Origin of the sequence: Solibacillus sp. FSL W7-1324 (genome assembly GCF_038008025.1) — a bacterium.
Taxonomy (GTDB): Bacteria; Bacillota; Bacilli; order Bacillales_A; family Planococcaceae; genus Solibacillus.
Map to the genome: position 1 here is coordinate 289,253 of NZ_JBBOYH010000001.1, position 16,187 is coordinate 305,439.

The following is a 16,187-nucleotide window of genomic DNA, read 5'->3' on the forward strand; positions in this document are numbered from 1 at the left end:
ACTTTCAAGACAGCCTTTTGTTATAAGAAGCACTAGGAAATCAACAACGAGAGGGTGAGAGGATGGAACCGATTTTAAAGACGAACAATTTATCGATTAAATTCGGTGAGCATAAAGCGGTGGACGGCATTAATTTTGAAATGACAGCAAAGCATTTTAAATCGATTATTGGGCCAAACGGTGCGGGGAAAACGACTTTCTTCAATTTAATTAGCGGTGAGCTGGAGCCGACAGAAGGCGATGTGTTCTTTAAAGGGCAATCACTTCAAAAAAAGTCATCGGTAGACCGGACGCGATTAGGAATTGGAAGGTCATTTCAGATTACGAATGTGTTTCCGAATTTAACGGTGCTGGAAAATGTGCGCCTTGCCGTGCAATCGAAACGAAAAGTACGCTTCCATATGCTCAATCACTTTTTGAAATATAAAGAGATTACAAATGAAGCGGTTGAAATTTTGGAACAAGTGCTATTAACCGACAAAATGCATCAGGTGGCGAATCAGCTTTCCCACGGTGAAAAAAGGAAACTGGAAATCGGAATGTTACTGGCACTTGATACTGAAATTTTACTATTGGATGAGCCGACAGCCGGCATGTCATTGGAAGAAGTCCCTGCAATATTGGATGTGATTCGTTCGATTAAGGAGCGCGGCGATAAAACGATTTTATTGATCGAGCACAAAATGGATATGATTATCGACCTGTCCGATTCGATTATGGTGCTGTTCAACGGTACGCTGTTAGCTGACGGGTCGCCGGAAGAAATTATGAACAATGAAACAGTACAACAAGCGTATTTAGGGGGCCTTGCATATGAGTAATATTTTAACGCTGGACCGTGTGGAGACCTTTATTTCTCAATATCACATTTTGCAGGGCATCAACTTTGAAGCGAAGGCGGGAGAAGTGTCGGTTTTACTGGGACGGAACGGTGCTGGGAAAACGACGACACTCCGCACGATTATGGGATTAACGCCGGCAGCAAAAGGGGCGATTCATTTAGATGGGAAAGATATTACGAAAATGACGCCATACGATATTGCGAATAGTGGTATTGGTTATGTACCTGAGGATCAGGGCATTTTTGGGCAGCTGACAGTTGAAGAAAATATGAAAGTGGCGATCCGAAAAGAAACGGACGCGACAATGCAAAAGCAGGCGTACATTTTAGAGTTATTCCCGGATTTGAAGAAGTTCTGGAAAAAGCAAGGCGGCAATTTATCTGGTGGTCAAAAACAAATGCTTGCGATGGCAAGGGCTTTCGTCAACGACAGCAAGCTGCTGCTAATCGACGAACCATCCAAAGGTCTTGCACCAATTGTGATCGAGAAAGTAATGGAAGCTATTACGGAAATGAAAAAGCATACATCGATCGTGCTTGTCGAACAGAACTTTATGATGGCGAGTAAAATCGGCGATACATTTACATTGATCGATGACGGGCGGACTGTGCAATCAGGGGAAATGCAAAGTTTAATCGAAGACGAACAGCTTAAGCGTAAATATTTAGGAATCGGATAAGGAGGGGAAGCGGATGGAACTAATAATCAGTTTAACAATCAATGGACTAGCGACAGGGATGCTTATTTTCTTACTGGCAGCCGGATTGACGCTTATATTCGGGCTCATGGACGTACTGAACTTTGCGCACGGTGGACTGTTCGTATGGGGTGCCTATACAGGGGTGTTCACCTATTTATGGAGCAACAGTTTTATAGTCGGAATTATAATTGCGATTCTTACAGGTCTTGTTCTTGGATTTATTACAGAAAAGCTTATTATTAAGCCGGTTTACGGAAATCACGTACAGCAGATTCTGATTACGCTCGGGTTCATGCTCGTGCTGCAGGAAATGATCAAGGTCGTATTCGGGCCAAACGGTGTACCTGTTAAAGTTCCTTCTTACTTGGCGGGCAGCTGGCAAATTGGCGATTTGACGATTATTAAATACCGGATTTTCATTATCGTTGTAGGGTTTGCTTTATTCGGTGTTCTGTACTTCATTTTAAACCGTACGAAAATCGGATTGGTTGTACGGGCTGGTGTTATGAACAGGGAAATGACACAGGCACTGGGTATCAATATTAAGCGCGTATTTTTACTTGTTTTTATGTGCGGTGCGGCATTGGCGGCATTAGGCGGAATGCTGATGGCTCCGTATTCAGGTGTTGTGTATGCGGAAATGGGCATGGAATATGCGATTTTAGGATTTATCGTTGTAGTCATCGGTGGGATGGGAAGTTTCCAAGGTTCATTGATGGCAGCGATTTTAGTAGGGCTTGCCGGAAGTTTTATGGCGTATTATGTGCCGTTTCTATCTGTTGCGGTCAATATGATTTTAATGGCAAGTGTTCTGATTTTCCGTCCACAAGGCTTATTCACGGTTGCGAAGGGGTGATTCTATGTTAAAACAGCCATTAATTTTATCAAAATCAAATTTAGTGTATGCAGTCGCAGTAGGAATCATGGCCGTATTACCGTTTGTACTCGATTCTCGAACGATGACAATTTTATTAACGCAGTTTTGTATTTTTGCAATACTTGCGATGAGTTACGATATTTTACTAGGTTACACGGGCATTATTTCATTCGGTCATGCGATGTTTTTCGGGATTGGTGCGTATACGACCGCGATCATGCTGAGCGATTTCGGTCCATCGATCGGTATATTCGCTGCTTCGATTGTAGTCGGTATCGTGCTATCCGCAATTATTAGTGTAATAAGCGGTGCATTGACGCTCCGTTTGAAGAGTCACTTTTATGCAATGTTTACGTTAGCGATTTCAGGGTTGTTTTTAGTGCTGGCGGAAAAGTGGCGTACGGTAACGAAAGGGAATGACGGGTTTACATTCCGTGCACCGGAACTGTTTCGTGAGCGACTGTATTTTTACTTTTTAGTGCTCATTTGCCTCGTTGTCATTTTCATTTTACTGAAACGAATTGTGGCATCACCATTCGGGAAAGTGCTCGTTGCGATTCGTGAAAACGAGCAACGTACACGCTCGCTTGGATTTAAAACGTTAGGCTATAAAATCATCGCTTCCGTTATTGCAGGTGCTGTTGCAAGTTTGGCAGGTTCGCTTTATGCGATATCGCTGCGTTTCGTCAATACGAGTGTTCTGACGATGGACATTACACTCGACGCACTGATGATGACGATTATCGGGGGAGTCGGAACGTTAATCGGGCCGATCATCGGTGCAGGTGTCATCGAGTTTGCTCAGCATTACTTATCCGGTCTTGCAAGAGACTATCCGATCTTTGAAAGATGGATTATCTTCTTCGGTATTCTGTACATTTTAGCGGTTATCTTCTTCCCGCGAGGCATCGTCGGTACGGTCTCAATGCGCTACCATGTATGGAAGATGAAAAAGGGGCAAAAAACAAAGGCATCTGTAAAGCTTCGCGAAAAGGAGATACAACGATGATCGGAATAACTGGATTAGGAATGTATTTACCTGAAGGAAGAATGACCGGTGCCCAAATTGCGGAGAAGGCAAATATCCCGGCAGCTGTCGTTGAAACGAAAATGGGCATTATTGAAAAGGTCGTTGCCGGTCCAAATGATCATCCGGTTGAAATGAGTGTAAAAGCGGCAAAGGAAGCGATTTCCGAGGCGCAAGTGGATGCAAAAGATATTGATGTCGTCATTTATATCGGGGAAGAGCATAAAGAGTACCCGCTATGGACGGCTGGGATTAAAATTCAGGAAGAAATCGGGGCGGTGAATGCCTGGGCGTTCGATGTCCAGCTTCGTTGCGGTACGGCCATTATGGCGATGAAAGTGGCGAAAAGCTTAATGCTTGCCGATGATTCCGTCAAAACCGTGCTATTGGCTGGCGGGTACCGCAACCATGATTTTATCGATTATGAAAATGAGCGGACACGTTTTATGTTCAATTTAGGCGCAGGTGCAGGTGCGATGATTTTACAAAAGAACGCGGGCGGACACGAAGTACTGGAAGCGTCGCTTATTACAGACGGTTCATTTTCGGAAGACGTCGTTGTTCCGGTTGGGGGGACAAAGGAACCGCTGACGGTTGATCATATTCGGGAAGGCCGATATATATTGGACGTTCTCGATCCTGAAGGTATGAAGCTTCGTTTGGAGCAGAAATCATTAAGCAATTTTTTAAAGGTAATTCGCCAATCACTGCAGAAAAGTGGATATAGCGAAAATAATTTACATTATGTTGCGATGCTCCATATGAAAAAGTCTGCACATGACTATGTGTTAAAAGAGCTCGGCCTATCAGAAGAAAATTCGATTTACCTATCACGTTACGGTCATATCGGGCAAATCGACCAAATTTTATCTCTTTGCCTCGCGCGTAAAGAAGGGAAGCTGCAGGAAGGGCAAATTGTTTCATTAGTGAGTGCAGGTATCGGTTATGCATGGGGTGCCATTACAGTAAAGTGGGGGGCTTAATATGAATAAACTGGACGTCTTAGCAAAAGTAGAGTTATCGAATGGTGAAACTTTATCGTATCGGAAACGAGAAGGCGGCGATGAACTTGTTCTGTTAGTTCATGGCAATATGACAAGTTCGAAGCATTGGGATTTGCTGATGGAATCAATGGATGAACGATTCACCATTTATGCGGTCGATATGCGCGGCTTTGGGGAATCGACGTACAACAAACGGATTACTTTGATCAAAGATTTCAGCGATGATATTAAGCTTTTCGTTGATGCGCTTGAGCTGAAGGACTTTACAATTGTCGGCTGGTCTACAGGCGGTAATGTGGCGATGCAGTTTTGTGCAGATTACCCGGGCTACAGCAAAAAGCTCGTCTTATTTGCTTCCGGTTCAACACGCGGGTATCCATTTTATAGTTCAAATGCGGACGGTACACCGAATCTTTCAAAGCGCTTATCAACAATCGAGCAAATTGAGCAGGACCCTGTCAAAACAATTCCGATGCAGCAAATGTATGATACGAAAAATCGCGACGGGCTGAAATTTGTATGGAACAGTGCTATTTATACGCAGAAACAGCCGGACGAGGCGCGCTATGAGCAATATGTGGACGACATGCTGACACAGCGTAATTTGGCCGATGTGTACCATGCATTAAATACATTCAATATAAGTGCGGTCGATAATGAAGTCGCAAAAGGAACGAATCAGGTAATAGATATTCAAATTCCTGTATTTGTTTTATACGGCGACCGTGACTTTGTAGTGAACGGGGCAATGGCAACCGAAATTATCGAGGATTTTGGGGGCCGGGCCCAAATTATGAAGCTGGCAAACTGCGGACACTCACCGCTAGTCGATTGTCTGGATGAAACGAAAGAGGCAATCGAGGAATTTATTTTATCTTAAAAGGAGTCGGGGCTATATGCGTTTAGAAAATAAAGTAGCAATTATTACAGGTGGTGCGGGCGGTATTGGCCTTGCAGCGGTAAAACGTTTTTTGGAAGAAGGCGCAAAAGTAGCCATCGTAGACTATGACAAGCAGCAAGGCGAGAAAATCGAAGCAGAGCTGGGGGAGAATGTGGCCTTCTTTGCAGTTGATGTATCGAAACTGGCGGACGTAAAGGAAATGGTACAACAAGTTGTTGACCGTTTCGGCAAAATTGATATTTTAATAAACAATGCAGGGATTACCCGTGATGCAACACTTGTAAAAATGAGCGAAGAGGACTTCGAAAAGGTCATTCAAATTAACTTAAATGGTGTCTACTACTGCACACAAGCGGTAGCTCCTCATATGATCGCACAGGGGTCAGGAAAAATTATCAGTACTTCATCGGTAAGTGGTGTATACGGTAATTTTGGTCAAACAAACTATGCCGCAACAAAGGCGGCCATTATCGGAATGACAAAAACATGGGCAAAGGAACTCGGTCGTAAAGGAATCAATGTAAATGCTGTTGCTCCTGGTTTTACCGCAACACCAATGGTCGAAAAAATGCCGGAAAAAGTGCTTCAGCAAATGGAGGGCATTACAAGTCTCCAACGATTAGGGAAACCGGAAGATATCGCAAATGCTTATTTATTTTTAGCATCGGATGAATCGAGTTATATTACAGGTCATGTTCTTCAAGTAGATGGCGGCATTATGATGTAGAAGGTGGGATGGCTAATGCAACAGCTGGACTTTTGGATTGCGAAACGAGCAGGCCAAACACCGGATAAAACAGCCTTAATTCAGTTAGAAACAGGTGAAACGTGGACATATAAAGAGCTGATGCAGCATGCGTATGGCTGGAGCAGCACTTTTTCCAAACAGCAGTTACAGCAGGGAGACCGAGTTGTAACGCTGATGGACAATTCAATTGAAAGCTTTGCCATTTTAATCGCCTGTCGTTTAAACGAATTGATTTATGTTCCGTTGAATACAAAATTGTCTACATCCGAATTACAGACAGTTTTATCCGATTGCACACCTGCTTTATTAATTACGGATGATACGCATTGTGAACGTGCAATGCAGCTTTCGCCAGCCAAGTTTTTAACATGCGGTAGCTCTGAATTAGATGAGCCTACTACATATAAGTGGCGTGATGAACCCCAGCTTCCGTGGATGATTATTTATACCGGGGGGACGACCGGTAAACCAAAAGGTGTTGTCCTGTCATATGAAGCGGTCACTATGAATGCGGTGAATACGGTCATTAGCTGGGGGTTAAACGATAAGGACTGTACATTGAATTATATGCCCCTTTTCCATACAGGCGGAATTAATGCACTTGCATTGCCGATTTTAATGGCAGGCGGAACGGTAGTAATCGGCCGGAAATTTAACCCGGAAAGAGCGGTTCGGGCCATTGATGAATATAAAACGACGGTTTCCTTATTTGTACCGACAATGTACCAGTCGATTATTGAAACCGAGTATTTTAAACAGTCCAGTTTTCCCACTGTGAAGTTGTTCTTGTCGGGCGGGGCCCCTTGTCCGAAACCTATTTATGAATGTTTTCAAAAAAGAGAACTGTTTTTTAAAGAGGGGTACGGGTTAACGGAAGCTGGTCCGAATAACTTTTTCATCGAAGCAGAAGTAGCGATGAACAAAAAGGGCGCTATCGGAAAAAGTATGCTTTTCAATGAAGTGAAAATCATCAATAAAGAAGGTCAGCTATGTGCAGAAGGGGAAGTTGGCGAACTCTGCTTAAAAGGCAGCCATGTTTTTTTACACTACTGGAAAAATGAAGAGGCAACGAGGGCAACATTTGAAGATGGCTGGTTAAAAACAGGTGACTTGGCGAAGTTTGATGAAGACGGAGATTATTATATTGTCGGCCGGAAAAAGGAAATGATTATAACAGGCGGAGAAAATGTGTATCCGCAGGAAGTCGAACAATGTTTAATCGCCCATGAAGCGGTGCAGGAAGTATCCGTTCTTGGTGTTCCGAACGAAAAATGGGGCGAATGTGTTGTGGCGTTTGTAATTTCCGAAAATCCGTCCGAACAGCTTCAAACAGAACTGTTAAAGTACTGTAAGAAATGTCTCGCCAATTACAAAGTGCCGAAGCAAATCTACTTTTTGCAGGAACTTCCGAAAACCGCCGTCGGTAAAATTGATAAAAAACAGCTTATGAACAGTGTCTTCATAACGGAATAGAAACTATAGATGAGTTAGTCACAGGACCAAAATGTCGGAAAATCGACATATTGGTCTTTTCTATTGATTTGATTTAATAGAAGTTTATATGAAGTTCATATAGCTCCTTTATACTGCAGATGTGTTAAAAAGGAGGATATCGATGAATAAGTTTTTAAATCCAATTACAGATTGGGTCTCAACAAAACGCGGTGCCTGGATTACACTTATTGTCTGGCTTGTGTTGATGATTGGCTTAAGCGCCGGTCCAATGCTAAGTGAATATAAAGTGACCAACTTCCAATCACTGCCAGATGATGCACAATCAATTATCGCTGAAAATAAGTTAAGCGAGTACTTCCCGTATGATGAAGGAACACCAGGTATATTGGTTTTCCATAATGAAAACGGGGAAATTAACGTCGAAAGCGTAAAAGAAATTTTAAATGCAGTAATTGCGGAAAATATTGAAGGTGTTGACCAGATTGTTGACATTTCAAACTTGCCGCCACAAGCTTTAGCAGGATTTACATCGGAAGATAAATCGACGATGATCGTACCGATGACGCTTGAGCAAGGTCTTGGAAATTCGGCTTATGCGGAAATTAACGATTTTGCTTCTGAAATCGGAAATGAAGCAGCTGAAAAAACAGGAGATACACAATTTTACATTACTGGTCCAGCAGGGATTGCCGGCGATACTGTAAAACTGTTTGAACAAGCAGACTTACAGCTATTATTTGCGACAATCGGAATTATTTTAGTTCTATTAATTATCATTTACCGTTCACCGCTATTAGCGATTATTCCATTACTTGCAACGGTAATTGTTTATCAAGTAGTAAATCAGTCGGTTGCTTTAATGGGGGCAGCTGGTTTAGAAATTAATAACTCTACAACATCGATTATGAGTATCCTATTGTTTGCTGCAGTAATCGATTACTCATTATTCGTGTTCTCGCGTTACCGTGAAGAACTGAACCTTTACGAAAACAAATATGAAGCAATGAAATATGCGATGCGTGCAACTGGCGAGCCAGTATTCTTTGCAGGCGGAACCGTGTTGGCGGCAATGCTTGTACTATTCTTGGCTGATTTCCGTGACTATCAAAATTTCGCGCCAATCTTTGGTACAGCAGTATTTGTTATTATGCTAGGTTCAATTACATTAGTTCCTGCGTTATTTGCCTTGTTTGGCCGAAAAGCATTCTGGCCGAAAGTACCGAAATTTGGTGAGACAAAAGAAGTAAAGCACGGAATTTGGGGAGCAATTGCCAAGTTTGTTGTAAACAAACCGTATTTATCAGGTGGATTAGTCCTGATCTTCATGATCATTACTTCATTAAATGTGTTCAACTTAGATTATGAATTTGATATGGTAAAATCTTTCCCTGAAGAATTGCCATCACGTGTCGGCTATGAAATCGTCGAGTCACGCTTTGATAAAGGGGAACTTGCACCGACTTCACTATTGGTTGAAAGTGAACAGGCATTAACAGAGCAGCAAAAACAAGATTTAACGGAAGCATTATTAGCAGAAGATGAAATTGCATCTGTTCGCCCGTCAGCCGTTTCGGAAGACGAAACAAAAATGAAATTAACAATGGCTTTTGATTTAAATCCATATGATCCGGAAGCAATCGATAAGCTTGAAGAAATGCGTGAAAACAGCGCGGATTATTTAGCGGCAGCCGGAATTGACGGTGAGCTGCACTTTGCTGGAACAACAGCGAAATTGCTGGATGAGCGCAATGTAAACAATGCCGATATAATTAAAATTGTCCTTTTAGAAACAATTTTAATTTTAGTATTATTATTTGTCCTTACGAGATCTTGGAAAATGCCGATTTACATGATAGCAACCATTTTAGTTTCGTATTTATCGGCATTGGGATTAGGGTTATTCCTAGTTGATGTATTATTTGGCTATGATGCAATCAGTACTCGTGTACCTGTCTATGCATTCATATTCCTTGTTGCGCTAGGTATAGACTACAATATTATTCTAGTGTCCCGATTCCTTGAAGAGCGCAAACACACAACAGTGAAACAGGCGCTTGAAATTGCTATCCGTAATACAGGCGGTGTTATTTCGTCAGCAGGTATTATACTTGCAGCAACTTTCGCGGCATTAATGACAATGCCAATTGCCGATCTGTTCGTATTCGGCTTTATCGTTGCAGTAGGTATTCTGATTGATACATTCCTAGTACGCGGTATGTTATTGCCGATGCTGATATTAACATTTGAAAAAGACAAGAAGTAATGGTTAGATGAAGGGACATCGAGTAATTCGATGTCTCTTTTTATGGATAGAATAAGGAACAGTATTTGTGATAGGAATTCCTTAAAAATAGATAAGGCGGTGATTTCAATGCGGATATTAGTTGTAGATGACGATGCATTTATACGGAAATTAATTGGCATTCATTTGAAAAAAGAAGGGTTCGAAGCGTTGTTTGCAAGTGACGGAATGGAAGCATTAAATTTATTGCAGCAGGAGCCGGTCGATCTGGCGATTGTCGATGTAATGATGCCGAAAATGGATGGCATAAGCTTGACGAAAAATCTCGCTGAAATCGGTGTACCTGTATTGATGCTGACTGCCAAAACAACACTTGATGATAAGGAAAAAGGTTTTTTGGCAGGCGCGGACGACTATATGGTGAAGCCATTTGAACCGAAAGAACTGCTGTTTAGAGTACGGGCGATTTTACGGCGCTTTCAAAAAGTGGAACGAAGTCAAATAAAGATTGCCAATATGCTCATTGACCGGCAAACGTATGAAGTGAAAGTAGGGGAGCAAGTATCACTGCTGCCTTTAAAAGAATTTGAGCTATTGGGCATTTTATGTTCAAGATCGGAAGTCGTATTTACGCGAGACCAGTTAATGGAACAAGTATGGGGCTATGATTATGACGGGGATGACTTTACACTGACAACACATATTAAGCGTCTGCGCAGCCGGTTGGAAGAAGTGAATGCACAGGTGAAAATTCAGACCGTACGCGGAATCGGCTATAAAATTGAGGAACTGAAATGAAAACATTATACAGGCAATATATTGTCGTGACATTGGCTGTCATCGTCATAAGCATTACGATGTCGATGCTGTTAATCGGACAAATTTATAAATCGCAAATACGACCTGATACAGACGCCAAAAATTATGGGGTAGCCCAGGAAGTACAGCAAATTTTAAAAACAATGCCGAAAGAAAGTGCGGATGCCTACTTTCGGTCAATAGCAAAGCTTGGCTACCAAATAGGGGTTATTTATCCTGACGGTAGCTTAACTTCATACGGAAGTGAGTTTAAAAAAACAAAGCTCACGCCTGAGATGCTAGAGATCGTCGGTACCGATGATGTGTATCACGGCATTCGCGACTATAATGGTTCTTCCTACTTTATGAATCATTTCGCAAATGATATTCGAAATACAATCGGTATATCATTTCAACTGAATGATGAAAGCTATGCATTTTTCATTCGTCAGGAAAATGCGACACTGTTTTCGGAGATGCATTTATTGATCGTTAGTTTTATTATTATTACTGCTATCGTTATATTAATGACAATGATTTTACTTGCCCGTCAGCTTGTCAGACCGTTGAAGCAATTGCAGCAGGCGACAAAGCAAATCGCTCTTGAAAATTATGATATCCAGTTATCGATTGATCGTGATGATGAGCTCGGTCAGCTTGCAACCCAATTTCAAAAGATGGCCAATCGCCTCGCGGAAAATGATCAGATTAAAAAAGACTTCATCAATAATGTGTCACACGATTTTCAATCACCGTTGCTCAACATTCAAGGCTATGCAAATGTATTGAAGGACGCGGACAATACAGAGGAAGAACGTGTGCAATATTTGGAGATTATTGAGCAGGAAACGAAGCGTCTTTCCGCATTAACAAAGCAGTTGCTTTTACTGAGCTCGCTTGACCAGAAGAATTTACCGGTTCAAAAAAAGACCTTTTCGTTAGATAAACAGTTGAAGGAACGGCTATTTGCAAAGCGTTGGAAACTGGATGATAAGCAGATGGAGCTTGTATACGAACTGGAACCGGTTGAAGTTTTTGCAGATGAACAGTTAATGGAACAAGTTTGGGACAACTTGCTGTCAAATGCTATTCGCTACAGTGAAGATAAAGGGAAAATTATTGTCACATGCAGTAAAAAGGATAATCAGATTTTTGTAACGATAAAAGATAAAGGGATCGGTATAGCGGAAGAAGCACTTGAAAAGGTGAAAGAACGATTTTACCGGGTAGACCCTTCACGCTCGAGTCAAAGCAGCGGATTAGGTTTGGCGATTGTAACAGAAATCGTGAACCGGCATGGGGGACAGTTTACTATTGAAAGTGAGCTTGGAAAAGGAACTAAAGTAACAATTGTTTTAAATGTCCAATAAAAGAAGGGCGCGTTAAAAGTGGCATGAAACTTTTAGCGCGCCTGTTTTATTACGAAAGTTCTTTTAAGGAAGAGAGGGCATCGATTGCGCCGACTTTTTCGCATACTTTTGCTGCAGCTTGGTTGGCAAATTCGATAACGGTTACCCATTCATTGAACGAAAGGTTTGTATCTTCATATTTACTTAACTGATACATAACGGCACCGACAAAAGCATCACCTGCACCGGTTGTATCGATCGGTTTTACAGGAAATGCCGGAACATTTGTAATTTGTCCGTCACGGATAAGCATTGTACCGGAAGCGCCTTGTGTAATGGCGATAGTTTTATCACTAAACTGTGTCAGCCATTCGATTGCCTGTTCGAAATTATCAGTCCTAGCGAATAATAACAGTTCTTCATCACTCATCTTAATGAAATTTGCTGCTTCTAGGAATGGTTCACATTTATGGATGAACAAATCGGAATCACCCTTCCATAAGTCTGCCCGGTAGTTTGGATCAAATGAAATAAAATGATTTTGAAGATGTAAAGTTTGCATTAGCTGTTCGTACGTTTTACTGAAAGGTTCACTTAAAAGGGCTGTGGCAGAGCCGAAATGAATCATATCAATCGTCATGAGCTGTTGCAGGTCCAGATCTTCAACAGTGAGCAATTCGTCGGCACCACGATTAAAGATAAAATCCCGCTCCCCATCTTTTTGTCTTGAAACAAAGGCCAAAGTAGTCGGTGCAGACGGATCCATTATTAATTGATCTGTATGAACACCAGCTTGCTCCAACGTTTGTTTTAAAAAGTGACCAAATGCATCATCGCCTACTTTTCCGCAAAAATATGCCTGTCCACCAAGCATCGCGATCGTTGCCGCAACATTTGCCGGAGCACCGCCTGCCTGTTTTTCAAACGATTTTGCTTCTATAATGGATACTTCCGTATGAGTTGTAAAAAAATCGATGAGCAATTCGCCAATACAAAGAATTTTTTTCATAGCCGTCTCCTCCAAATATATGTGTTTCACTAAATATTGGCATAAAATTACTGGAATTAAAAATATTTACCCTAGGAGTTTATTAAGATACGACAAAAAACGTGAGTTACAGATGTACTCACGTTTTGTCTATTAATCATTTAATGCCCATTCAATTTTCGGAAGGTGGAATTTATCTTATAAAATTCTGGGGGAATGTTATAGAGAAAAATGTGACACCTTTTTGAAAATTTTAAATGACACCCTATATATCGAGAATGAATAATTAACTTACCAAATCATATCTGTTAAGATGAATAACAGGGTAGGGCAAAGTAAGCAGCCTAAACCTGTGTAGAAAGTAGCTGTAACGGCGCCATACGGGACCAATCGTACATCCGTTGCAGCTAATCCTCCCGTAACACCGGAAGTAGTTCCAAGTAATCCGCCATATACCATTGCTGATAATGGATTGTTAAGACCAATATGTTTTGCAATAAATGGCGTTCCTACCATTACGACCACCGATTTTACTAATCCGGCTGCAATACTGATCGCAATAACTTCTGAGCTCGCACCTAAGGCAGCTCCTGTTACCGGACCAACAATATAAGTAACTGTTCCTGCACCGATTGTTGCAAGACTTACCGCATCTGTATAACCAAAAATTAGCGCAAAAATAATACCAACTACAAAAGATAATCCAACACCGATAAAGAGTGAGGAAATCCCACGAATACCTGCTTTTTTGATTTCGTCAAAGTTTGCACCGAAAGATGTAGCTACAATGGCAAAGTCACGAAGCATACTTCCGCCTAAAAGACCGATACCTGCAAATAACGAAACATCAGCTAACCCCTTTGAGCCGTCACTGAAAACACCGCCGATATATGCCAATACTAATCCGAGAACAATTGCAATAGCTGAGCCATGAATTAGCCCTTTCGTTAATTTATTCGAAATTAAATATGCGATATACATTGTAATCCCGACAATGACAAAACCAGTAATTAAGCCATTAGATTCTAATGCAGTTTTAAGAGCATCCCACATATTAGTTTACCTCCCCTGTTGTTGCGTGATTTTTATTGAACTCTAGGGCAGATTCTTTTGCCTTTTTCCCGCTTAACAACGGAACACATAACCAACTAATAAGAGCTGTAGCAACTCCTGCAATTATTGCAAGAGGACCCCCTGTTAATGCACCTAAAACATTTTGACTGGCTGCCATCGCAATTACGATTGGGATATACATTGCATTCCAGAAAGCCATACCACTTTGGGCAGCTATACTGATTTTCCCGCTCTTCTGCAACTTATCAACTACTACAATTAATAGCAACATTGCTATACCTACGCCACCCACATTTGAATCAATTCCCATTAAAGTTCCGATTAATTCACCACAGAACATCCCAAATAAGAAACACCCAGCTAAAATGGCAACACCATATATAACCATTATTACACCCCTTTGATTGTTTAGAACAGTCGACTGTATTCTGAATATAGAATAAACAATAATAAATACATAATCAAGAAAAATATTATTTTTTTTAGAGAAAAGTAGATAATACGATTGAAATTTATGTTTTAAAGATATATTATGAATTGTATACAGTCGACCAAGTTCTTATAGAAGGAGAAGGTTAAATGAATTATTTTGAAAGAGCATTGGACAATGCCTTATCAATTAGAATTGCCAATAACTTGCTCGAACAAGTATTGAATGGTGAGTTAAGACCTGGAGATCAAGTCGTTGAATCCATTTATGCTGAACAGTACGAAACGAGCCGCTCTCCTGTAAGAGAAGCGATTTATTTATTAGCTACTGAAGGAATTATTGAACGTGTCCCTCGAAAAGGGGCATTCATTAAAGGCTATACATTGGATGATATGAAAGATTTACTGGATGTGCGGAACCATTTGGAAATGCTGGCAGCAGAACGTATCGAAAATCCGAGTAAAGAAAAAGGCACTCTGAAAGAAATGAAAGCCGTCCTAACGAAGATGACGAAAACAAAAAGCTATACAGAATATACGCACTTAAACTATCAATTTCACTTTCTCATATTCAAATTAAGTAATAGCCTAGTGCTAAATGATATGTACAGTAAAATTGCTATACCATTACTACGAATTCAAGTAATCCACTTTTCAAATAACGAAATTATTGATAAGTCGATTTTGGAGCATACAAGTATTTACGAATGTTTAAAGAATGATGATTTGGATCAGTTGAAGTCCATTTTAAGAAAGCATACAGAGGATGTAATTTTCAGTGTCCGTAATAAGCAGTTGTAAAAAAAGGGAGGGGGAAGTTAACGATGAAACAGGCATGGCTTTTTCCAGGGCAAGGTTCACAATATGGCGGTTTTTTGGAGTCACTTCCTACACACCCTGCTATTAAAGAAACTTTGGATGAAGCTTCGGATGTTTTAAAAACAGACATTAAGCTGCTCGCAACAGCAGAAAAACTAATGAGTACCAAAAACGTCCAGATTACAATGCTGGCAGCCGGTGTTGCAACAGCCCGAGCCTTTTTAAATGAAGGAGCAAAACCGGACTATTTGGCGGGTCACTCGGTAGGGGCATTTGCCGCTGCAGTGACGAGCGAAGTACTAACATTTAGTGATGCCCTGGGTTTAGTCTCACTTCGGGGAGAACTGATGGAATCTTTACAGGATGAGGCGTATGGAATGGCAGTTGTTGTAGGGTTACCTGAATCAACTCTTATAGAAATAACTCAGAAATTCCATACGGATGAAAAACCGGTCTATGTATCCAACCGCAATGCACCGCAGCAGTTGACTTTATCAGGGCATAAAGAAGCCATGCAAAATGTATTGGATTACGTAGCAGGAAAGGGCGCAAGTTCAGCAAAGATGCTGAATGTTTCTACACCATCCCATTGTCCTTTGTTTTTACCGGTTCAGGACCGATTGGCAAAAGAGATGGAGAGCATAACGCTCCAAAGGCCGAAATTTCCGTTGATTTCAAATCGAAATGCACGAGTACTTCGCCAGCCTTCCCGTATTATTCAGGATTTGGCTGAAAGTATTGCGTTACCTGTCAGGTGGCATGATGCGACTTCGATTTTATTCGAAAATGGTGTTCGTCAATTTATTGAAATGTCGCCAGGAGATGTATTAAAAAAACTTGCCAAAAATGCGTTTCCGGAAGCGGATAGCTATAGTGTGGAAAAGAACGGATTTAATGATTGTCTATATTTAGCAAAAAATGAAGGGGTGTAAAT

At 41.2% G+C, this 16,187-nt stretch carries 16 protein-coding genes; 13 read left to right on the forward strand and 3 right to left on the reverse strand.

Going from position 1 to position 16,187, the window contains the following annotated elements; all coding sequences use genetic code 11:
• Positions 1 to 62: 62 nt before the first annotated feature.
• The 11 genes from MKY71_RS01435 to MKY71_RS01485 all read left to right on the forward strand — a co-directional run bounded on the left by MKY71_RS01435 (position 63) and on the right by MKY71_RS01485 (position 11,964).
• Positions 63 to 821, forward strand: coding sequence for an ABC transporter ATP-binding protein (locus MKY71_RS01435; RefSeq protein WP_339174860.1), 759 nt, complete (start codon positions 63 to 65; stop codon positions 819 to 821).
• Positions 814 to 1,521 (forward strand): ABC transporter ATP-binding protein, encoded by a 708-nt coding sequence (locus MKY71_RS01440; protein ID WP_340731347.1) that lies wholly within the window; start codon positions 814 to 816, stop codon positions 1,519 to 1,521. Before MKY71_RS01435 ends, MKY71_RS01440 begins: the two co-directional genes overlap by 8 nt.
• Positions 1,522 to 1,534: 13 nt before the next feature.
• Entirely contained in the window at positions 1,535 to 2,398 is an 864-nt protein-coding gene (locus MKY71_RS01445; protein WP_340731349.1) for a branched-chain amino acid ABC transporter permease, read from the forward strand.
• Positions 2,399 to 2,402: 4 nt separating this feature from the next.
• Positions 2,403 to 3,428 carry a branched-chain amino acid ABC transporter permease gene (locus MKY71_RS01450; protein WP_340731350.1) on the forward strand — a complete coding sequence of 342 codons (1,026 nt, stop codon included), beginning with the start codon at positions 2,403 to 2,405 and terminating at the stop codon, positions 3,426 to 3,428.
• Positions 3,425 to 4,429 carry a 3-oxoacyl-ACP synthase gene (locus tag MKY71_RS01455; RefSeq protein ID WP_340731351.1) on the forward strand — a complete coding sequence of 335 codons (1,005 nt, stop codon included), beginning with the start codon at positions 3,425 to 3,427 and terminating at the stop codon, positions 4,427 to 4,429. The genes MKY71_RS01450 and MKY71_RS01455 overlap by 4 nt, the downstream gene beginning before the upstream one ends.
• Position 4,430: 1 nt before the next feature.
• Complete coding sequence (gene phaZ, locus MKY71_RS01460) at positions 4,431 to 5,330, forward strand: intracellular short-chain-length polyhydroxyalkanoate depolymerase (protein WP_340731353.1); 900 nt, start codon at positions 4,431 to 4,433, stop codon at positions 5,328 to 5,330.
• A gap of 16 nt (positions 5,331 to 5,346) precedes the next feature.
• The gene (fabG, locus tag MKY71_RS01465) at positions 5,347 to 6,078 is read left to right on the forward strand and encodes a 3-oxoacyl-ACP reductase FabG (RefSeq protein WP_339197120.1); all 732 of its coding nucleotides are present in this window, start codon (positions 5,347 to 5,349) and stop codon (positions 6,076 to 6,078) included.
• Positions 6,079 to 6,093: 15 nt separating this feature from the next.
• A complete protein-coding gene (locus MKY71_RS01470) occupies positions 6,094 to 7,572 on the forward strand; it encodes a class I adenylate-forming enzyme family protein (RefSeq protein WP_340731355.1) in 1,479 nt (492 codons plus the stop codon).
• Positions 7,573 to 7,714: 142 nt separating this feature from the next.
• Positions 7,715 to 9,817 (forward strand): MMPL family transporter, encoded by a 2,103-nt coding sequence (locus tag MKY71_RS01475; RefSeq protein WP_340731357.1) that lies wholly within the window; start codon positions 7,715 to 7,717, stop codon positions 9,815 to 9,817.
• Positions 9,818 to 9,925: 108 nt separating this feature from the next.
• Entirely contained in the window at positions 9,926 to 10,594 is a 669-nt protein-coding gene (locus MKY71_RS01480) for a response regulator transcription factor (protein WP_340731359.1), read from the forward strand.
• A complete protein-coding gene (locus tag MKY71_RS01485; protein ID WP_340731360.1) occupies positions 10,591 to 11,964 on the forward strand; it encodes a sensor histidine kinase in 1,374 nt (457 codons plus the stop codon). The genes MKY71_RS01480 and MKY71_RS01485 overlap by 4 nt, the downstream gene beginning before the upstream one ends.
• 49 nt (positions 11,965 to 12,013) lie before the next feature.
• Here the strand turns inward: MKY71_RS01485 and MKY71_RS01490 are convergent, their stop codons facing one another.
• The 3 genes from MKY71_RS01490 to madL form a co-directional block, all read right to left on the reverse strand.
• Positions 12,014 to 12,952, reverse strand: a complete 939-nt coding sequence (locus tag MKY71_RS01490; protein ID WP_340731361.1) for a carbohydrate kinase family protein — start codon at positions 12,950 to 12,952, stop codon at positions 12,014 to 12,016.
• A 270-nt stretch (positions 12,953 to 13,222) separates the two neighbouring features.
• On the reverse strand, positions 13,223 to 13,984 hold the full coding sequence (gene madM / locus MKY71_RS01495) for a malonate transporter subunit MadM (RefSeq protein WP_340731362.1): 762 nt from the start codon (positions 13,982 to 13,984) through the stop codon (positions 13,223 to 13,225).
• A gap of 1 nt (position 13,985) precedes the next feature.
• A complete protein-coding gene (gene madL, locus MKY71_RS01500) occupies positions 13,986 to 14,393 on the reverse strand; it encodes a malonate transporter subunit MadL (protein ID WP_340731364.1) in 408 nt (135 codons plus the stop codon).
• A gap of 191 nt (positions 14,394 to 14,584) precedes the next feature.
• On the opposite strand from madL, the gene MKY71_RS01505 reads away from it, so the two are divergent.
• Together MKY71_RS01505 and MKY71_RS01510 are read left to right on the forward strand one after the other, a co-directional pair.
• Positions 14,585 to 15,235, forward strand: coding sequence for a GntR family transcriptional regulator (locus MKY71_RS01505; RefSeq protein WP_339197137.1), 651 nt, complete (start codon positions 14,585 to 14,587; stop codon positions 15,233 to 15,235).
• 23 nt (positions 15,236 to 15,258) lie between these two features.
• Positions 15,259 to 16,185, forward strand: a complete 927-nt coding sequence (locus tag MKY71_RS01510; protein WP_339197140.1) for an ACP S-malonyltransferase — start codon at positions 15,259 to 15,261, stop codon at positions 16,183 to 16,185.
• The last annotated feature ends 2 nt before the right edge of the window (positions 16,186 to 16,187 follow it).